22 protein-coding genes are annotated in these 19,578 nt (G+C 47.7%); 8 read left to right on the plus strand and 14 right to left on the minus strand.

Annotated features, from left to right (window positions below):
- Positions 1 to 174: 174 nt before the first annotated feature.
- Positions 175 to 1,188, minus strand: coding sequence for a LacI family DNA-binding transcriptional regulator (locus tag KNO79_RS13680; protein ID WP_214691530.1), 1,014 nt, complete (start codon positions 1,186 to 1,188; stop codon positions 175 to 177).
- Between the two features lie 146 nt (positions 1,189 to 1,334).
- The gene (locus KNO79_RS13685; RefSeq protein WP_074034740.1) at positions 1,335 to 2,207 is read right to left on the minus strand and encodes a TetR/AcrR family transcriptional regulator; all 873 of its coding nucleotides are present in this window, start codon (positions 2,205 to 2,207) and stop codon (positions 1,335 to 1,337) included.
- Between the two features lie 164 nt (positions 2,208 to 2,371).
- Here KNO79_RS13685 and KNO79_RS13690 point away from each other — a divergent pair, with 164 nt between their 5' ends.
- The 3 genes from KNO79_RS13690 to KNO79_RS13700 all read left to right on the plus strand — a co-directional run bounded on the left by KNO79_RS13690 (position 2,372) and on the right by KNO79_RS13700 (position 5,359).
- Positions 2,372 to 3,868 carry an MDR family MFS transporter gene (locus KNO79_RS13690; RefSeq protein WP_074034742.1) on the plus strand — a complete coding sequence of 499 codons (1,497 nt, stop codon included), beginning with the start codon at positions 2,372 to 2,374 and terminating at the stop codon, positions 3,866 to 3,868.
- Between the two features lie 145 nt (positions 3,869 to 4,013).
- Complete coding sequence (locus KNO79_RS13695) at positions 4,014 to 4,637, plus strand: glucosaminidase domain-containing protein (protein WP_251125340.1); 624 nt, start codon at positions 4,014 to 4,016, stop codon at positions 4,635 to 4,637.
- Positions 4,638 to 4,798: 161 nt separating this feature from the next.
- The gene (locus KNO79_RS13700; protein ID WP_214691532.1) at positions 4,799 to 5,359 is read left to right on the plus strand and encodes a GNAT family N-acetyltransferase; all 561 of its coding nucleotides are present in this window, start codon (positions 4,799 to 4,801) and stop codon (positions 5,357 to 5,359) included.
- Here KNO79_RS13700 and KNO79_RS13705 read toward each other — a convergent pair.
- Both KNO79_RS13705 and KNO79_RS13710 read right to left on the minus strand, forming a co-directional pair.
- Positions 5,325 to 6,395, minus strand: coding sequence for a HAMP domain-containing sensor histidine kinase (locus KNO79_RS13705; RefSeq protein WP_074034748.1), 1,071 nt, complete (start codon positions 6,393 to 6,395; stop codon positions 5,325 to 5,327). The two genes, KNO79_RS13700 and KNO79_RS13705, sit on opposite strands and share 35 nt — an antisense overlap.
- The gene (locus tag KNO79_RS13710) at positions 6,392 to 7,084 is read right to left on the minus strand and encodes a response regulator transcription factor (RefSeq protein ID WP_015880656.1); all 693 of its coding nucleotides are present in this window, start codon (positions 7,082 to 7,084) and stop codon (positions 6,392 to 6,394) included. The genes KNO79_RS13705 and KNO79_RS13710 overlap by 4 nt, the downstream gene beginning before the upstream one ends.
- A gap of 171 nt (positions 7,085 to 7,255) precedes the next feature.
- On the opposite strand from KNO79_RS13710, the gene KNO79_RS13715 reads away from it, so the two are divergent.
- Positions 7,256 to 7,729: a DedA family protein gene (locus tag KNO79_RS13715; RefSeq protein WP_074034750.1), complete on the plus strand. Its 474-nt coding sequence runs from the start codon at positions 7,256 to 7,258 to the stop codon at positions 7,727 to 7,729.
- 1 nt (position 7,730) lies between these two features.
- Here KNO79_RS13715 and KNO79_RS13720 read toward each other — a convergent pair whose 3' ends face one another.
- Both KNO79_RS13720 and KNO79_RS13725 read right to left on the minus strand, forming a co-directional pair.
- Complete coding sequence (locus KNO79_RS13720) at positions 7,731 to 8,744, minus strand: ABC transporter permease (protein ID WP_214691533.1); 1,014 nt, start codon at positions 8,742 to 8,744, stop codon at positions 7,731 to 7,733.
- Entirely contained in the window at positions 8,737 to 9,465 is a 729-nt protein-coding gene (locus KNO79_RS13725) for an ABC transporter ATP-binding protein (RefSeq protein WP_159563440.1), read from the minus strand. The genes KNO79_RS13720 and KNO79_RS13725 overlap by 8 nt, the downstream gene beginning before the upstream one ends.
- A gap of 171 nt (positions 9,466 to 9,636) precedes the next feature.
- Here KNO79_RS13725 and KNO79_RS13730 point away from each other — a divergent pair, with 171 nt between their 5' ends.
- Entirely contained in the window at positions 9,637 to 10,245 is a 609-nt protein-coding gene (locus tag KNO79_RS13730; RefSeq protein ID WP_084543010.1) for a TetR/AcrR family transcriptional regulator, read from the plus strand.
- A gap of 11 nt (positions 10,246 to 10,256) precedes the next feature.
- Here KNO79_RS13730 and KNO79_RS13735 read toward each other — a convergent pair whose 3' ends face one another.
- The 6 genes from KNO79_RS13735 to KNO79_RS13760 all read right to left on the minus strand — a co-directional run bounded on the left by KNO79_RS13735 (position 10,257) and on the right by KNO79_RS13760 (position 15,205).
- The gene (locus KNO79_RS13735; protein WP_214691534.1) at positions 10,257 to 11,555 is read right to left on the minus strand and encodes a HAMP domain-containing sensor histidine kinase; all 1,299 of its coding nucleotides are present in this window, start codon (positions 11,553 to 11,555) and stop codon (positions 10,257 to 10,259) included.
- On the minus strand, positions 11,552 to 12,226 hold the full coding sequence (locus KNO79_RS13740; protein ID WP_214691535.1) for a response regulator transcription factor: 675 nt from the start codon (positions 12,224 to 12,226) through the stop codon (positions 11,552 to 11,554). Before KNO79_RS13740 ends, KNO79_RS13735 begins: the two co-directional genes overlap by 4 nt.
- Positions 12,227 to 12,250: 24 nt before the next feature.
- Entirely contained in the window at positions 12,251 to 13,405 is a 1,155-nt protein-coding gene (locus KNO79_RS13745) for an ABC transporter permease (protein ID WP_214691536.1), read from the minus strand.
- On the minus strand, positions 13,402 to 14,088 hold the full coding sequence (locus KNO79_RS13750) for an ABC transporter ATP-binding protein (RefSeq protein WP_251125341.1): 687 nt from the start codon (positions 14,086 to 14,088) through the stop codon (positions 13,402 to 13,404). The genes KNO79_RS13745 and KNO79_RS13750 overlap by 4 nt, the downstream gene beginning before the upstream one ends.
- Positions 14,088 to 14,729, minus strand: a complete 642-nt coding sequence (locus KNO79_RS13755; RefSeq protein ID WP_214691537.1) for an efflux RND transporter periplasmic adaptor subunit — start codon at positions 14,727 to 14,729, stop codon at positions 14,088 to 14,090. Before KNO79_RS13755 ends, KNO79_RS13750 begins: the two co-directional genes overlap by 1 nt.
- A gap of 92 nt (positions 14,730 to 14,821) precedes the next feature.
- Positions 14,822 to 15,205, minus strand: coding sequence for a hypothetical protein (locus KNO79_RS13760; protein WP_214691538.1), 384 nt, complete (start codon positions 15,203 to 15,205; stop codon positions 14,822 to 14,824).
- A gap of 186 nt (positions 15,206 to 15,391) precedes the next feature.
- On the opposite strand from KNO79_RS13760, the gene KNO79_RS13765 reads away from it, so the two are divergent.
- The 3 genes from KNO79_RS13765 (at position 15,392) to KNO79_RS13775 (ending at position 18,465) form a co-directional block, all read left to right on the plus strand.
- The gene (locus KNO79_RS13765; protein WP_214691539.1) at positions 15,392 to 16,888 is read left to right on the plus strand and encodes a phytoene desaturase family protein; all 1,497 of its coding nucleotides are present in this window, start codon (positions 15,392 to 15,394) and stop codon (positions 16,886 to 16,888) included.
- A 113-nt stretch (positions 16,889 to 17,001) separates the two neighbouring features.
- Positions 17,002 to 17,727 carry a hypothetical protein gene (locus KNO79_RS13770; protein WP_214691540.1) on the plus strand — a complete coding sequence of 242 codons (726 nt, stop codon included), beginning with the start codon at positions 17,002 to 17,004 and terminating at the stop codon, positions 17,725 to 17,727.
- 9 nt (positions 17,728 to 17,736) lie between these two features.
- Entirely contained in the window at positions 17,737 to 18,465 is a 729-nt protein-coding gene (locus tag KNO79_RS13775) for an AAA family ATPase (protein WP_214691541.1), read from the plus strand.
- A 110-nt stretch (positions 18,466 to 18,575) separates the two neighbouring features.
- Here the strand turns inward: KNO79_RS13775 and KNO79_RS13780 are convergent, their stop codons facing one another.
- Both KNO79_RS13780 and KNO79_RS13785 read right to left on the minus strand, forming a co-directional pair.
- On the minus strand, positions 18,576 to 19,052 hold the full coding sequence (locus tag KNO79_RS13780) for a hypothetical protein (RefSeq protein WP_159563435.1): 477 nt from the start codon (positions 19,050 to 19,052) through the stop codon (positions 18,576 to 18,578).
- Positions 19,052 to 19,534 carry a hypothetical protein gene (locus tag KNO79_RS13785; RefSeq protein ID WP_015880640.1) on the minus strand — a complete coding sequence of 161 codons (483 nt, stop codon included), beginning with the start codon at positions 19,532 to 19,534 and terminating at the stop codon, positions 19,052 to 19,054. The genes KNO79_RS13780 and KNO79_RS13785 overlap by 1 nt, the downstream gene beginning before the upstream one ends.
- Between the last annotated feature and the right edge of the window lie 44 nt (positions 19,535 to 19,578).

The following is a 19,578-nucleotide window of genomic DNA, read 5'->3' on the forward strand; positions in this document are numbered from 1 at the left end:
TAGTAGAAAGCGCTTGCAAAAAGAGGTTTAAAATTATCGAAAGCGCTTTCGTTACGATCGAAATAAAATATCGAAAGCGGTTTCGATTTCTTTCAAAAATGACTTTCGAAATCGCGCTCCCCTCTCCATCCACTGAAGAAAAGAGAGCGACTTCGAAACATCATTGGCTATAAATCACTGTTTGACCGGTGCACAGGATGCCCGTTCGACTAAGCGTACCGGAATGACGCGACGTTCAGTGAGTCGCTCTTTCGCGGTCATTTGTTCAAGTAAAAGTTCTGCTGCCGCTTCTCCGATTTCGTCCGTATCTTGGCGAATCGTGGTCAGTTTCGGCGTGATGTATTGAATCATTTCAATGTCATCATATCCGATGACAGAGATGTCATTTGGGACATGAAGACCGTGCTCGTGAATGGCTTCGATGACACCGATTGCCATTTGATCCCCGGCCACAAAGACTGCAGTCGGTTGATCGGCTAGTTCAAGCAATTGTTCCATCGCTTGTTTCCCTTCCTCAACCGAGAAGAAACCGGCGTTGACGAGGTAGCCTGGTCGAATCGGAAGGTCCAGCTCTTGCATCGCAAGTTCATATCCTTTGATTCGTGCCGCTCCAGCGTCAATCGTTTCATCCCCAGCGATGTGGGCAATTTTTTGGTGGCCGAGTTCATAGAGATAATTCACGGCGAGACGCGCCCCTTCGATATTATCGGAATAAACGACGCTACAGTTGGCGCTGTCCATATCGACGACGACGATTGGGATGTCGCTTCGCATGAGCTCTTGAACTTGCTCATCCATTCGGTCCGAGCAGATGACGACGATCCCGTCGACCGCACGGTGTTTAAAGTGTTCGAGGTAACTCATGTCACGATTGCGTAGATTCCGCGAGGCAAAGATTAAATCGTAGCCCTGCTCCTCTGTCGCGTGACGAAAACTTTCGATGATTCCGTTGAAGAACGGGTGCTTCATCCCGACTTCGTTCGCCTCTGAGAACATGACCCCGATCGCCCATGATTTTTTCGTCGATAACGACTGGGCATGTGCGTTCGGCAAGTAGTCCATCTCAGCAGCGGCTTGAAGAATCTTCGCTCTCGTCTTGTCACTCACGTCTTTATAATTGTTCAACGCTTTGGACACTGTCGTGATTGAGAATCCTGTTTTTTTGGCTAAATCATAAATCGTACCCATGTCATTCTCCTCTTCCCGAAAGCGCTTTCGGTAATTTGATTGTAGCGTATGGATTTGTAGGAATCAATTCTTTTTCGAGGAAACTTTTTGATTCTTTTTTCCATTCCTTGTTTCTTCTATATTACTGTATCGGGAAATTTTTGTCCTTAATGTGTCCGCGTATACAACCACACGAGATTCGTGAACTTTTGTACTTCTGTCTCGCCTGTCACGCCTTTAAATAGCCGTTGGAATGGCTTTAACAATTGCTCTAACACGATTTTCCGGAGACGCTCTTGTTTAAGTTCGAACGAAATCGCATCGAACAAATCTCGCTGTTCTTCCGTCATGTCGACATGCTCTTCGATGCGAGCAGCCATCTCGATCAATTCTTCGATTGTTATGAGATGTTTATCTGTCGTCCCACGCATTTGATCGACCGTGACCGGGTTCAAGACGTGCTCTCCTGTCTCCATCATCCGAGCGGCAATCAATTCGACATACGTGTATAAGCTTCGGACGACTTTTTGAGGAGAGTAGGCAGCATTCGTGATGCGGTTCGTAAACAAGATATGTTGCAACATTCCGTTGAAGAGCACCGTCAATTCCATCGAATACGGTCTGACGGACTCTCCGATGATTTCCGTCAAACGCATCGCAATCCACTCGATTTCATAAATGCGATGTTGGAGTACAAGCTTCTTCAATTCATTCTCGTTCGACGACATGATCGATTCAAATAACGCGTGCAAGTTCCGCTCTTCGTTCAATTGAATCAATATCGAAATCTGTTCGATGAAGACGTCACGATCTCGCTTATCCCGCCCCATCTGCATTTCGATTCGGCGTTGCCCTGCATCATATCGTAAGTTCTCGAGGATACTAGCGACACAATCCGTCTTCGATGAGAAGTAATTATAAAACGTCCCTTTGGAGATATTAGCGCGGTCGATGATCTCTTGCACCGATGTGTGCTGTACCCCATTTTCGATGAAGAGAGACATGGCAATATCGGCAACTTTTCTCTTTTTCTCTTTCATATTTTCGTAACTCCGTTCTGTCTAGTTTGTACCTTTACTATAGCACCGAAAACCTTTTTAGACTAATAGTACAAAATGGTTGCTTTATTTATACAACGGGTATAAAATCATTTCATCGACACTTACCAACACATAACTATTTAGAAAATAAAGGAGCCATCCATATGAAACCAGAATTCCAAAAGAAACCGCCTTACGTCATGTTGGCGGTGCTCTTTGCGGGTGCATTCATCGCATTTTTAAACAACTCATTACTCAACGTCGCGCTCCCATCGATCATGGTCGACCTCGAGATTGCAGACTACTCGACCGTTCAATGGCTCGCGACAGGCTTTATGCTCGTGACGGGTGTGCTCGTCCCGGCATCCGCCTATTTGATCACTCGCTTTTCAAACCGCAGCTTGTTCATTACGTCGATGAGCATCTTCGCCATCGGTACGGCTATCGCGGCCTTCTCGCCGAGCTTCGGCTGGTTGTTGACTGGTCGAATGATTCAAGCCATCGGTGCCTCAACAATGGGACCACTCTTAATGAACGTCATGCTCGTCAGCTTCCCGCGTGAAAAACGGGGGATGGCGATGGGGATTTTCGGACTTGTCATGATCTCGGCACCTGCGATTGGACCGACACTTTCCGGTTATATCGTCGAGTACTATGACTGGCGCGTCTTATTCGAAATGATTTTACCGCTCGCGATCATCGGTCTCGCGCTCGCTGTTTGGAAAGCAGAGAACGTCATGGTCCAAAACAAAGACCAGTCACTGGATTACTTGTCGCTCGTCTTATCGACACTCGGATTTGGTGGGATTTTATACGGTGTCAGTTCAGCAAGTTCGGACGGCTGGGATAATCCAATCGTCTTGGCGACGATGATTGTCGGTGCAATTTCGTTGATCGCCTTCATCTACCGCCAGCTTCATATGGAAAAACCATTGCTCGACTTGCGTGCTTACAAACATCCGATGTTCGCACTCGCGTCAGTCATTGCGATGGTCAACGCGGTCGCAATGTTCTCCGGTATGATTTTGACACCGGCTTACGTCCAAAGCGTACGTGGCATCTCACCACTCGATTCAGGGCTCATGCTTCTCCCTGGTGCGATCATCATGGGAATCATGTCACCGATCACGGGTAAACTGTTTGACCGATTCGGGCCAAAATTATTGGCACTTACCGGTCTGACAATCACCGCGGTATCAACATATATGCTCGCAAACGTCCAACTCGATTCGACCTACACGTACATCGTCTTAACGTACACGTTGCGTATGTTTGGGATGTCGATGGTTATGATGCCGATTATGACTAATGGACTTAACCAGTTACCGACTCGCCTCAATCCACACGGAACGGCCATCAACAACACGGCCCAACAAGTATCTGGCGCGATTGGTACGGCAGTCCTCGTCACCATCATGAACTCGGTGACACGTACGGAGGCTGAATCATTGATGACAGGAGTCGATCCTGCGACACTCACAGAGAGTTCGATGGGTGCCATCACTCAGCAAGCCCTCTTATCTGGGATTCAATATTCATTTTATGTCGCACTTGGGATGAACCTCTTGGCGCTCGTCCTTGCGTTCTTCGTAAAACGAGTGGATGTGCGGAAGTTCGATGATCAAGTAGAGACTGTTGAAGAATTGAAACAAGCAAATTAAATGTTGAGAAGCCGCTTTGAATGTTGAATTCAGAGCGGCTTTTTTTAATTTCTCATTTCCTTCATAAATAAATCTGAAATTAAAATTTAATCCTAATATGGTATTATTTCTCAATGGATATGATTCGTTTAGGAGGGTACATATGATGAAAAAAGTGTTTAGCTTGGTGATTGTATTTCTTCTGATCACATCTTCTTTTCTCTCGACTGGATCAATCGTTGAGGCGGCCCCGAAGAAGCAGAATCGTGCTATTATGGGAGTATCGGCTTTGACTCCGCAACAAATGGCGGATTACGTAAAAAAGAAGAATCCTCGTGATGTCCGGCTAGTACAAACGTCGGTCGAAGACTTGGCGAACCTCTTCGTCATCATCGGCGCTAAGGAAGGTGTTCGTGGGGATGTCGCGTTCGCTCAAGCACTGAAAGAGACAGGCTACTTTCGATATGGTGGCGATGTACTCCCTGAACAACATAACTATTCCGGAATCGGGACGACTGGGAATGGCGTAAAAGGTCACTATTTCCGTTCACCGCATCAAGGCGTGACTGCTCAAGTTCAGCATCTAAAGGCATACGCCTCACACGATGCACTGAATACGAAACAAGTCGACCCACGCTTCCATCTCGTCAAGCGAGGCTCTGCAACGACGTGGCCATCTCTTCACCAAAAGTGGGCCATGCAGCCGAAAGGAAATTACGGGACCGAGATTCTTTCGATTTATCAAGAAATGTCGAAAATACCAAAACGTGTCGCTAAAGCAAACAGATAAGAAATGTAGGGGTGAAAGAACGTGACGTGCAAACAAGTTAGACTCGCGAGCGGAATCGCATTATTCGTGACCGGCGTGATGTTGTTACTCAAACGCTAATGAGCATTTCGGACAATGGTCCGAGTGCTTTTTTTATGACCGATATTACAAAGGAGGATATCATGAACCCTATTTTATACATACGAAACGAACAACACTGTACCATTCGTCAAGCCTCACAAGACGACGCGAAATCCCTCGCTTTCATTCGTCTGCAAATCGATCAAGAGACGGACTATTTAGACCGCGAACCTGGAGAAGGTGTATTGAGTGAGGAGGCCATTCAATTTCTAATCGATTCTGATTTGAATACCATGAATCGACTATTTCTTATAGCAGAAGTCGATGGGGAAATTGTCGGGTTTGCCCGCTGCGAAGGTAGTGTGCTCGCTCGAAAATCCCACACTGTCGAATTTGGAGTTGGAATTCTGCAAGCGCATTGGGAACTCGGTTTAGGTTCAGCTATTTTACGATATGTTCTCGATTGGGCGCGAACGGAAGGCCTTCATAAAGTCACTTTAAGTGTCATTGAAACAAATAAAAAAGCCATAGCACTCTATGAGCGCTACGGCTTCGAAGTCGAGGGCCGATTACGGGACGATAAGCTTATTGATGGACAGCACTTCGATACAATCTTAATGGGATATCTCATTCCATCGGTAACGATACCCGAAAACAAATAACCTGACCCTCTAGCGGTGCGGCCGTCAACCGTCCACCATGCAATAAAATGATTTGGCGGGCAATCGATAGACCCAACCCATCACCTGGCGTGACCCCTCTCGAGGAATCGACACGATATGTGCGATCAAACAGATGAGGAATGGACTCAATCGTTTCAGTCGTTGTCGCATTCGAGATGGACCACTCAAGCATATCCTCCCTGGTCTGGAGATCAATGTGAATCGGACTCGGTTGCTCCGCATATTTCCATGCGTTCGATAAAAGGTTCTCAAAAGCGCGAATAAGCTGTTCTTGATCCGCTTCCATCCATATATCTGGTCTGATTGAAGTCTGTAAATGAAGTCCTCGCTCATTAAACAACGGCTCCATCTCGTGGATAAGTTGCGTCGTCAATAGACTCAGGTTGAGTCTCTGTTTCTTTAGTTGCATATGTGGGGCATAGAGTCGGTTTACGTTCATCAGCTGATCTAGCAAATGTTCAAGCTGATCCGTTTTTTCATTTAGAATACGAAAATGATCTTTTTCTGCAAGCGTCAGTTCCCGATTCATTTGCAGGAGTTGCGTATAGCCTTTGATGCTCGTGAGCGGTGTCCGCAAATCGTGCGACAGGTTGGAGAATAGTTGGTTCCGTTCTTCTTCATGCGCCCGTTCCTTCTCAAATAATTCACTTAATTGAGCTGACATCCGATTCACACTCTCTCCAAGCGACGCGATTTCGTCTCGACCCTCCACTTTGACAGTTCGACCGAGGTCACCGTTTGCAATCTGTTCAATCTCACTCGATAAATACGTGATTTTTCGAAGTGTTTTCCGCATCATCAGTGAAAATCCAATAATAAAGATCAAAATAACAATGAACGTCACCCCTAAAAACATAAGATTGGACGTCAGCGGATCTGGTGTTGTTTCGTTCTCAATGTAGTATAAACTGATCGAATAGCCCATGATTAAAAAAGCAATCGTCGCAATCAATGCATTGACTAAAATGATACCAATCAACTTCACTAGCAAGCGATCCCATTGTCTCCGTCTCATAATCGATACCCCACGCCCCACACCGTCTTGATAATGGTCGGTTTTCGTGGTGTGTCTTCTAACTTTTCTCGGATTTTTGTGATGTGGACCATCACTGTGTTGTCGACCTCAAATGCTGCCTCACCCCACACCGCCTCGTAAATCTGTTCGACTGTTAGGACTTGATTTGGATGACGCATAAAATAGGCGAGAATATCAAACTCTTTCGGTGTAAGTCGAATCAACATCTCATCCTTTCGACATTGTCGCGTCTGTAAATCAAGTGTCACATTTTCAAAGACGAGTGTACTCGTGAGGTCTGCTCGGTCTGACCCATAATCACGATATCGTCTGAGTAACGATTTGACACGCAGCGTCACTTCAAGTGGGTTAAACGGTTTTTTAATGTAGTCGTCCGCTCCAACGGAAATGCCTTGCATCAAATCCAAGTCGCTCGTTTTGGCTGTGAGCATCAAAATCGGCATAAACTGCGTCTTTCGAATCTCAATACAAGCTTCAATTCCACCCATGACAGGCATCATCAAATCTAGAATGAGCAAATCGATCGTTTCGGTCGACGCGAGGTCGAGTACTTCTTGTCCATTTTTCGCAAATCGGAGTGCATATCCTTCATTTTTTAAATAGATAGCAAGTAATTCTCGAATCGCTTCATCGTCGTCAGCGATACAGATGACGGGTTGTGAACGCATCTCTTTCCTCCTCGTTTTTCACTAGTAAACTACATTCATTTCCTCTATTAATGAGTGTAACAAACTCAGTAACGGCACTTCCTTTCCAACTTCTTAAGATTTCTTAAGAGAATACTAAAAACTCCTTACGCTTGCGAGTGAATACTAGACAAGGTAAGGAGTGAATTTATTATGGAAATGATCATACATTATGCCATGCTCGCCATCGGCATCATGTTTACCCCATTATCTGACGACGTCTTAATGATCACCCATCTGACGGTCGCGGATGATTTTGTCCCAAGTTGGCTTTTATTTGTCTCCACCTGGATTCTCTTCACGCTCACGTTCGGCTGGTTCTATTTAATCGGGAAAGGGCTTCATCGTATCCTACCCGTGCGACAACGCGAATCTCGTTATCTTAAAAAAGCCGAGGCGCTCTATCAAACATACGGGGCACGCACCATTATGATTTCTTATTTTATTCCCGGCCTTCGGCACCCGCTCCATTACATCGCCGGGTTCACATCGCTCAAACTTCGTACGTATGCGTTCTATACGACCATCTCTGCTTTCTTCTATACCGGTGCTTGGTTTCTCGTCATCGGACTGGCCAATAAAATCCCGGCGTTTCAACAGTTTCAAGACTGGGTGTTGTCCTTTTAACTTAGTGTCCTCTGTATTTCCCGAGCGCTCGCATGTTTAAGAGATATAAGACACCTGCATAAAGAATCAGACCGAGTAAATACATCCAGATGCCTGAAAAGCCACTTCCGTACACCATAACTTCCTTGATTGCTGTCGCTCCGTAGAAGATTGGCATGACGTAACTCAAGTTCCCGAGTCCGTATGGAATCAAGTCGAGCGGGATGAGTCCTGAGAAGAATACTTGCGGGATGATGGTGAACGGAATCATCTGTACGACTTGTAGTTCCGATCGGGCAAACACCGAGATGGTCGCCCCGAAGAGTACTGCGGTCCCTGCCATGAGTAGCATCGTCAACATGACCCACGCCATATTCCCGAGCGAAGACAAGCCGAGCACATAAATCGAATAGAGCACGATGAAAATCGACTGCACGACCGCAAACGTCCCGTATCCGAGTGTATATCCTAAAATGACCTGTCCTCGTTTGATCGGGGTCATCAACAGTCGCTCGAGCGTACCCCCACTCCGTTCTTTGACGAGTGCCATCGCAGATAGGATGAACACGAAGAAGAACGAGAAGAGGGATAGGAAGACGAAGCCGAACGAATCGAACGTCGACTGTCCTTCTTCACCATAGACGAATGACGTATCGATTTCAGCTGCAGGGTTGAGCGTCGTCAACGCATCTTGAATCTCACCAACCGCCTTCGACGACTTCGTCGAAGGTTCGCGTAACGTGATGGTCGTTCCTTCCTGACCCATTTCAAACACGGCATCGACATGTACATTGTCTTCGATATATACTTTTGGATCATCGAACGATGCCTGTTCCACTTCGAGCGTCTCGTCTTCAAACGCATCGATGAGCTGTTCTGGTGCGTTGTCATCGAGGACAACGGTCGGCACGTAGTCGGAGTCCCCGAGTAAGAAGTAGACGAGTGTCAAAATGAGAAGTGGCGCAATCAAAATCAAGGCGACACTTCGTTTATCATTCAACGTCTGAAAGATGACACGTTTCGCCAAGTTACGCATGGTCACCCACCCCCTCTTTCCCGGCAATCAAGAACAGTTCTTCGACGCGGCCGTTCTCGGTCTGGTCAAGCAAATCTTGCACATGGTCATATGCGATCAACCGTCCATTATAGACGAGCGCAGCCCGGTCACATTCGAGCACTTCATCCATGACGTGCGTCGAGACGATGATGGTCGTCCCTTCCGCCCGAATCGTTTGGAACTGATCCCAAATCTGTCGGCGTAAAATCGGATCGATTCCGACCGTCGGTTCATCAAGAAACAACACATCGGGCTTATGCAGGATGGCAATGGCCAAGGAAAGACGCTTCTTCATCCCGCCTGAAAAATTGCGGACAAGCTTATGCCGGTCGTTCGTTAAATCGACAAGGTTGAGCACTTCGGTGATGCGTTCTTGGAGCGCCTTTTTCCCTAACTTATAAATCGATCCGAAGAAGGCGAGGTTCGCTTCGGCCGACAAGTCTTCGTACAAGCCATCGTTCTGCGGCATAAATCCGATTTGTTGGAGCATGTCCATGTTTGGCATCTTCGTTTCGCCGATATGGACACTTCCTTTGTCCGGTGCGAGGGCGCCGATCATGAGTCGGATGAGCGTCGTCTTCCCCGATCCAGATGGTCCGAGCAAGCAGCAAATTTCTCCGGATGGGATGGTGAAGTCGATGTTGTCGATGGCGAGTTGGTCGCCGAACGACTTGTCGACGTGTTGCAGTTGAATGTTCATTTCTGTCACTCCTTTTCGGCGCCTCCTCGTGTATACTCAAGATAATCGACACCGTGTTGGTTTATATGTTCAGTATAGTCCCCGTTCACGGTGGCAACAATCGTCAATATCGGTCATCGTGTCGGTTTTCCGACAGATGCAATGAATGTGTTGAGGAAAAGGAGAAATAATATGGAACAAACTGACTTACGCGTCATCCGAACGAAGAAGCTGATCAAAGATGCCTTCTTTAGTCTCATTGAAGAACAGGGATTTGAAGCCGTCACCGTCAAGCAATTGACTGAACGGGCCGGTATTAATCGGGGAACCTTTTATAGTCACTATGTGGATAAGTTCGAGTTGATGGAGAAATGCGTCGACGAGATCTTTGAAGAGGCTGAACGGAAGTTGATTCATCATCTCCCGCACATCTTTGGAGACGAGCGAACTGATAACTCGTATCATTATCTCGTCCCGTTCATCCGCTTCATCGAAGACAATCAAATCATCATGAAGCCGCTCCTCGGACCAAATGGAGATCCGACGTTCCAGGCAAAACTTCGAAAATTTATGCAGGCTGCCTTGTTTCAGCGCTCCCCGGTAACCTTGTTTGATCCGGACAAGATGATGGTCCCGCCTCCATATCTCGTCGCCTATCTTTCTTCGGCTCACATGGGCGTCATCTATGAGTGGTTAAACAATCCGTCTTCGGAAGAGACAGCGGAAGACATCGCCCGGATTATCTATACGATCACCTATGAAGGACCGCTCGTTGCCGGCGGTGTGAATCTACGAAAATAAGGACAGGTGCTTTACCTGTCCTCCTTTGGAAAGACGACCTTCGCCGTTGTCCCAATCTGTTTCTCACTCGATAATGTAATCTCTCCACCATGTAACTGTACGATTTGACGAGCGATGGCTAGCCCTAGTCCTGAACCGTTGCGATGACGAGATGTGTCGGCCTGATAAAAGCGTTCGAACGCCCAGTCCACTTGTTCAGGTGTCATGCCTTCTCCCTCGTCTCGAATCTCACACGTGATGTGCGTCGCATCCTCTTCCACCAGAAGATGCAGTGTACTTTCTTCATATGCATATTCGACAGCATTTTGAAGTAGATTGATCCAAACTTGCTGAAGAAGTGTAGCATCACCCTTCATCACGACTTCGTCCATAGTCAAATCTAGGTTCATTCGTTTGCGTGTCATCTCTGAATCTAAGGATAAGATTGCCTCCCGGATCTGCTCACTGAGAGACAGTTCCGTCGCATGTAGACCGACAATCGTGTGGTCTAATTTCGCCAGCCGGAGCACGTCTTGTGACAAGCGCGATAGTCGTTTCCCTTCACGCTCAATCTTCGTGACATATTCACTTTGTTTTTCAAAAGGTCCTCCCCGTTTCAACAACGTGGCATACCCTAAAATCGAAGCGACCGGCGTCTTAAATTCATGTGCCATAACGGATGCCAATTCCTCATTCTTCGTTTCATTCGTTTCAAGCGTCTCGGTCATCTGATTGAACTGCTTCGCGAGCATTCCAATCTCATCTGTTGCTACGTCATGAATCCGCACCGATAGGTCTCCAGCGGTCACACGGTTGACGGCATCCGTGACACGATCGATGCGTCGTGTCATCAGTCGAACTGCGAATAGAATGAGAACACTTGAAATGAGTGCTGTCAGGAACAAGGTCTGTAACGACACGTCACGGAAGATTGAAATCGGATTCTCGTCTGCGTTCGGAGACAACGTGACCACGGTCTCGTCGAGTAAAAAAGCGACTTGTGGAAGACGGTCCGTCTGTGACAGCACTTCACCCCGTTCTAATGTCGCTCGTTCCGAAACGCTCCATTCCGCACGGTCATAACGCATCGTCTGGGCATTCAGTGTCGCGTCATCAAAGAGGTCCAAGACCGCATCAGACGCTAGACCGTAATCTTGTGAGGCCATCTGCATGCTGTCGGCCCGGTCTACCAACATTTCTTCGACTTGTGTCTTCAGTGCATTGAACTGAAAGGTCAAAAAAATCGTGAACGTCAAGAGGATTGGAATCAACAAGAGTCCGAAGAAAATCATTAAAAATCGTCCGTAGATGGTACTAATAAATCGTTTCATCTTTTCAGCTCCAATCGATAACCGAGTCCCCACACCGTACTGATCTGAAATGCATCAATCGGCTTGAGACGCGCACGCAGTCGATTAATATGGACGTCGACCGTTCGGGTCTCACTCTCCGTCTCATATCCCCAAATCCGGTCTAACAGTTGTTGCCGGGTGAAGACTTGATTCAAATGCGTCGCCAAAAAATAGAGGAGTTCAAACTCTTTGCGAGGGAGTTCGATCGTCTCAGAAGTCGTTTGTAACGTCATCGTCGTCTCATCGAGTACGCAGTCGTTCAACTGAATCTGATGACTGTGATGAATGCGCGCTCGTCGTAACAATGCCTCAATTCGTAATTCGAGTTCTTCGAGATCGATCGGTTTCACGACATAGTCATCCGCTCCGGCATGAAACCCTCTCTTTTTGTCATTCATCGCATCGAGGGCCGTCAGCATAAGCACCGGGAGCGTATACCCGGCGTCACGTAATTGTCCCGTCAGTTCACGTCCATCCAACCGTGGCATCATCACGTCGGTAATGAGCAAATCGATTGGCTCACGGTCGAGCCAATCGAGTGCTTCTTCTCCATCTTTTGCATGAAGGACACGATAACCGGCCACCGTCAAATAATCGACTAATAAACCGCCGAGCGCCCCATCATCTTCTGCGAGTAAAATGGTGACCATCTGTTTCCCCTTCTTTCTAATGGCTTATACGTTTCGCAACGCTTCAATCGGTTGCAAGTTCGAGGCTTTCCGGGCTGGGATGTAGCCGAATATGACTCCGATGATGACAGAGAAACCGAGTGCCAATCCGACGGTTGAACTTGCCAATGTAAACGGTACGCCCATGACGAGCGTCAGTCCAAAGGCGAGCAGTCCACCAAATAAGACACCGACGAGCCCTCCGAGCATCGAAAGCAGGACGGACTCAAACAAGAATTGTTGTCGAATCTTACCAGGCGTCGCACCGAGTGCTTTACGCAGTCCGATCTCGCTTGTTCGTTCGGTCACCGAAACGAGCATCATGTTCATGATCCCGATGCCTCCGACGAGTAAAGAAATCGAAGCGATGCCAACGAGGAGCATACTGAGAAGCGCATTGATTTGATCGATGGAAGCGAGCGCATCCTCAAAACTCGTTACTGTGAAGGCGTCACGTCCATTGAATGCGGTCGTCAGCTGTTGTGTCACTTCATCCTGTACGACAGCTGATGCACCCGATTCGGTATATAAGTCGAACGTGGCAATCGTCCCTTGATGAAACTGCGTCAGTGCAGTCGTCACAGGGATGACGATCGCCTCGTCTGTTGACATGGAAAATTCCGATGATGGCGCAAGCGTTCCAACGACGATGTAACGAATCCCACCAACAGAGATCTCTTCCCCGAGAGGAGAGGATGTCGGAAACGCCTCTTTCGCAATCGTTTCTCCGAGCAAGGCGACATGCGTCTGTTGATTAACGTCGAGTGGTGTCAATCCGCGCCCGGTTGCGACAACCGAATCGTCTTTGAAGAACGCTTCACTTTTCCCAAGAATGGTTTGCTGTTCCGTCTGCCCCGATACATATACATCGGTCATTTGACTCAATGTCGGGGAGATTGAGGCGACCCCCTCAATGGCTTCGAGCCGATCCATGTCCGCCATACTGACACCGGATTTCCCATCTTCTCCGATTTGAACGGTCATACGATCAGCTCCAAACGTCGCGACTTCATCGTTAATGGAATCGGTCACACCGGAAATGATCGTCATCAAGGCAATAATCGAAGCCGTCCCGATGACAATCCCTAAAATCGTCAAGAAGGAGCGCATCTTGTGACTGATGACCGTCAACCAAGCCATGCGTATATTTTCTCGAATCATCGCACCCGTTCCTCCTTTTCAATCTTCCCGTCACGCACATGTACGATACGAGTCGCTTCTTTGGCGATATCGATATCATGGGTGATCATGATAATTGTCTTTCCTTCCGCATGTAGCTCGTGAAAGAGCGCCATAATTTGACGACCGTTCGTTTGATCTAACGCGCCCGTCGGCTCATCCGCGAGAAGAAGCGATGGATTCGTCACGAGCGCCCGAGCGATGGCGACACGTTGCTGCTGACCACCTGATAACTGATTTGGAAAGTGGTCCATCTTATCGCCTAATCCGACACGCGCTAACATCTTTCGAGTTCGTTCCTGTCTTTCCGCTTTTGAAGATCGTTGATAAATGAGCGGAAGTTCCACGTTCTCTCGAGCACTCAACCGAGGAAGTAGATTGAATTGCTGAAAGATAAATCCGATGCGTTCGTTCCGAAAAAGAGAAAGCTCCGTTTCGGACAATCCGGTCACATCTTTGTTCCCAAACCGGTAACGACCGCTCGAATAACCATCGAGACAACCAAGGATGTTCATGAGTGTCGACTTGCCAGAGCCGGACGGTCCCAAAATGGCGACGAACTCTCCTTCTTTCACCTCTAAATCGATTCCTCGTAATACGGTCTGCCGATTGTCACCCTCCCCATACGATTTGGTCAATTGTTCGACCGAGATGAGCGTCGTCATCATTGCCCACCTCCGATTCGTGGAGGCATCAACCCGCCACTCGTCGTCTCATCGAGTAAGAGTACTTCGGTCTCGTCTAATCCATCTTTGATCTCGACTCGGCTCCCGTCTGTCAATCCTAGCTCGACCTGTCGTTTCACCGGGCCTTCGTCTCCTTGCACATAGACGTATGCGTCCTCATCCTCAAACGTGATGCTGTCGAGCGACAAGGTCTCTGCATCTTCCGCGCGCTCGACGACTAAACTTCCTTCTAACGTCATCCCATTCCGTAAATTATCCGTCTCAGGGAGGGTCACCGTCATCGCATAGCGAGCGGATGCGCCTGGTGTCGTCATCGGTTCTGCTTCCTCTGCGATGACGTCGATGGTTCCGTCAATCTCTGCATCGAGCGCCGTCACATAAATCGTCAACGCATCCCCTTCATTCACTTTTCCAATATCTCGCTCATCAACCATGAATCGACCTGTCGTCTCATCCCCGACTGCCGTGACCTGCCCCGCAAACGTGTAACGATTTTCAATCGTCTTAATCGATACTGCTTCCGTTTTATATTCAGTTGTATCCGGCATCAAGAAGACTCCAGCTACTAATGTAAGGGCGAGCACACCAATCCCCATGCCCCATTTCACTTTTTTGTTCATCCTGTGTTCCTCCTTATTGTTGATACGTTAAGGATAAACACAAGTTGTAAACAAATTATAAACGCCCCTCGTTTGTCGCGAGAGGCGTTCACTTATGTGACTCGAACGTGCACGTGCAAGTTCCCATTTTCTTCAGTTGTCGTCTGGTACGTGTTCTGTACCGCCTCCAAATCATGCCAGGCGATGCGGTATGACTTTCCTCGCATCCCTTCAAACTCGAAGGCGAGATGTTGTAAATCCGACATACCCAGGATGCGGTCAAACGGTCCACCCTCGCCAGCCCATTCCAATTGATTCGCCGAATCCTTCAATACGAGGTCGAGTCCATGCATCACTTTTTCTTTGATCAATTGTCCATCCGCGGCAACACGCATCCCGTCTTGAATATCATGCATCCGACACGATTCGATATCATCAAACGGGATGGTGATTTCATCCCCGTTTGCAAAGTGAAGCGTGATTGTTTTTACGATCATCTTAGATTCCTACTTTCGTTCAGTCTCTGTTCCCTTACTATACAAAACTTTTGTCGGTTCAGGGATGACATCTTTGTGGATGTGGCAAATCCGTAAAAGCATGTTCGTTTCATTTGGAAACGGGAATAGAAGAGATAGCACTCATTCTGTTTTTTGAAAATAACACTTCGGAAAGGCGGCGAATATATGCCATCAGTGGAAAAGTCGGTCATCGTCATCGGCGGAGGGCTCGGCGGCTTGTCAGCGGCCATCTCACTCGCTCAAAAAGGTTACGACGTCTCACTCTACGAAAAGAACGACCACATCGGCGGGAAAGTGAATCGGCTCGAACAAGACGGATTCGGTTTCGACCTCGGACCCTCGATTTTAACGATGCCTCACATCTTCGACAAACTGTTCCGTGGAAGCGGGAAACGGATGGAAGACTATGTATCCATCAAACGACTTGAGCTCGAATGGCGCTCGTTCTTCCCGGACGATACCGTCCTCGACCTTTACCATGACCTCGAACAGATGCAGCGGGCAAACCCTTCCCTCTCTCGAAAAGACATGCAAGAATATCGTGAACTGTTGAATTACGCAGCGCGCATCTATAAGACGACCGAGAAGGGATACTTGGCCGAAGGGTTTGAATCCCCATTAGAAGCCGTCATGAAAACGGGCATCTTCCCGACCCTATTCGGATTCGATTTGACGTCGACGATGTATAGCGCCATCAAGAAACGGATCAGCAACCCACATCTTCGAGACATGCTGTCGTATTACGTCAAATATGTCGGGTCGTCTCCGTATAACGCACCAGCCGTCTTAAACATGATGATTTACATGCAATATGCCCAAGGCTGTTGGTATGTCGAAGGCGGGACCCATAAGCTCGCGGAAGGCTTGACGAAGCTCGCCGAAGAAATCGGTGTGAAGCTACATACCGGAGAAGGCGTGGTTCGTGCCCATACGGTGAATGAGAAAGTGACCGCCATCGAGCTCGAGGACGGACGTCTCCGTTCCGCTGATTATTTTGTCTCGAACATGGAAGTCATCCCGTTCTATCAGAAGATGGTCGACGCGGACAAACAGTATGTCGACAAACTCGTCGATAAATACGAACCGGCGAGTTCCGGATTCGTCCTCCATCTCGGGGTGAAAAAAGCCTATCCACAACTGGCACATCATAATTTCTTCTTCTCTGAGAACCTACATGAACAAATGGATAAAATCTTTGAGAAACATGAACTTCCGGACGACCCGACGATTTACCTCGTCAACGTCAACAAGACCGACCCGACCCAAGCGCCACCAGGACACGAGAACATCAAAATCTTGCCACACATCCCGTATATCCAGGATGTGCCGTTCACGGAAGAAGAGTACGCCGCTTTTGAAGAACGTGTACTCGACAAATTGGAACGAATGGGTCTCGATGGTTTACGTGAACATACGGTGACACGTGATGTATGGACGCCCCATGATATCGAGCGGACGTATGGATCGGACCGAGGTGCCATTTATGGAACGGTCGCCGACAAGAATCGGAATGGCGGCTTCAAACATAAGAAACAGAGTGAACTTTACCACAACCTCTACTTCGTCGGCGGGACCGTCAACCCAGGTGGCGGTATGCCGATGGTGACGTTGAGCGGTCAGCAAGTGAGCGACAAGATTGCGAAACGTGACAAAGTGAAATGATTTTCTTTCATCCCTCATTCGATATGAGGGATTATTTTTTGAAACTTTTTCCAATAACCTTCCGTATATTGTGCTACGATACAAACAATCAAATAGACAAGCGGAGGAACAGGATGCATCAAATCACAAGTTATTTCTTTATGTATGCCAAAGTTGTCGTCACGGATAAAGTTCCATTCATTTGGACATTCGTAATCCCACTCGTTATCGCCTTGACGCAGTCATTTTCAGATATTCGCCAAGCAACGACAGTGGAATACTACCCAGGGCTCTCTTATTTCTGGGTGTATATTATTCTTGCTACATATGTGAACGGTGTCGGCATGGAGCTCGCTCGCATGCGCGAATACGGACTGATGAAGACGTACGTGATGATTTCCGGCAACAAACTGACATATGTCATCGCCGTCATCTTGGCGCAACTTCTATTCGCCTCCATCAGCTTAACTTTATTCACAACGGTCGTTACGCTCGTTCACGGGTTCTTCTCGTTCAAGTTGATTGCAACGTCTCTACTCGTATTGATTGGCAGTATCCCGTTCGCGGTTGCCAGTGTCGCCATCACGACACTTCCAGTGAAAGTATCGAGTCTCGGGACGTTCGCGAACATACTGATGTTCCCACTCTTTTTACTGGCAATCAAGTCACCTGATCAATGGTTCAGCTTCCTCAACCCGTTCTACGCGCTTCACGAATTCGCGCTCGGGTTGCTGCATCTGACGACTCAAGTCGAGCTCTCGTTCGGAGTATGGGCGACATTCCTTTCCATACTTGGTTACTTCATCATTGGTGCGATTGCGTTGAAACGCTTCAGTCTCGTCTCACTCATCACACGCTAGGAGGTTCTTATGCACGTAAACCAACTCACTTATCTCTATCCGAAAGCGGCACGTCCTGTTCTCGATGATGTCTCGTTCACACTGCAATCGAATAAACTGAACGTTTTGATTGGACAAAATGGTGCTGGGAAGACGACCCTGTTTGATTGTATGACCGGGGCACTTCCGGTCGACAAGACATCACTCGAACTCGTTCCAACGACGGACATGCTCTATTTGACGCAACTCATGTACAACCATCATGAGTTGACGGGGAAAGACTTCGCCTATTTCATCGGACGTCTGTCGCAACGTCCCGACTTCAAGAAACTCGAATCGTATATGAATAACCTTTCAACTTCTCGCGAACAAGAACTGTTCGAACATCTATGGACGATGAAGCTCGGGAAGATGTCGGTCGGGGAGAAGAAATGGCTCTTCGTGACGCTCTTATCTTCAATCAAACGTTCTCTCTATTTATTTGATGAGCCGACGAGCGGGGTCGACCCGGCGTCACGCATTCAAATCATGCGCCGCCTGCAACGACTCGTCGATGAGGGCAAGACATGTCTCATCTCGACACATCAGTTACATGACTTGGTTCAACTTGATGCCCATGTCATCTTCCTGCATGGTGGACGCGTTTTGTATGAAGGGGACTTCCAAGACTGGCTCGACGAGTCTGGAACGACCGACCCGGACGAAGCGTTCGTTCGGATGGTTGACACGCCGCTTGATGATGTAGCGGTGACACGATGAATGAATCGTTTTGGGAACGATACCGGTTCACATTCTATACAATTGGCATGGTCGTCTGCGGCTTTCTCATCTCCATGTTCTCATGAAGAAACTCAGCCTCTGACGCTCTGTCAGGGGCTGAGTTTCTGTTTACGATGTGCTTGTCGTAACTCTCGATTGGTCACATGCTCCGGGTCCGCTTCACGTAGTTTACGATCCATCGGCACGTACAAGATGAGAAGCGGAATGATGCCAATCAATGCGACACCGAGTAGTTCTTGCATCGAATCGAATACGAACCACGTGAGGAAGGTGAATACACCAAGTGACACAAACATGGCGACGATGATTTGAAATTCTCGACGAACGAGACGTTGGTATTCCTCGTCTTCGTTAAATGTACGTAACAACTTCATCCGTCGCCACGCTTGATAAAGCATCGGCAATTGGGTCACGAGGAAAGAGAAGGCAACCGTCGTCACCGTGACACCGTTTATGACCGAAACAACGAGAAAGAGAAACAGGCCGATGATGCCAAATAGTGTGCTGATCCCTCGTGTGTCGAGATCCTGTTCGACCATTTTGGGGAGACGCTCTTGTTTATTCATCACGCTTCACTTTTTCGTTTTTTCCGTTGCAGCTGGACATGACCGAGTTCAACACCCGTCACGTGTAACGGATCGATTTCTTTTAATTTACGGTCGAAGCGAACACTTAAAATCAACAAGCTCAGGATTCCGATAAAAGCTGCGATGATAAATGTAAGTAATGTAATCCATTCAAGCTCTACACTGGCAATCAGCATGAGAAGAAGGAGCGGCTGAGCAAATTTAGATGCAAACTCGGAACGCACGAGTTGTTGGTAACGTGTGTTCTCATTAAATGAAAGAAGTAACTTTTTGCGATGCCAAGCGTGATACAGGAGCGGAACTTGTCCAACGATAATCATTGGTAACAATAAGAGGATGTCTGTCTTCCAAAAATATAAAAAGAAGAGCAACATGACGCCAATTAAAGGAATCACCATTTGTCTCTTTCGTTTTTCATCATCTTTCAACATCTGTTCTAATCTAACTTCATGGTCTACCATCGAATCCCCCTCGTGTGTGTTCTTTATTTTTCTATACGGAAACT

The organism is Exiguobacterium sp. s43, from assembly GCF_018617255.1.
GTDB lineage: Bacteria > Bacillota > Bacilli > Exiguobacteriales > Exiguobacteriaceae > Exiguobacterium > Exiguobacterium profundum.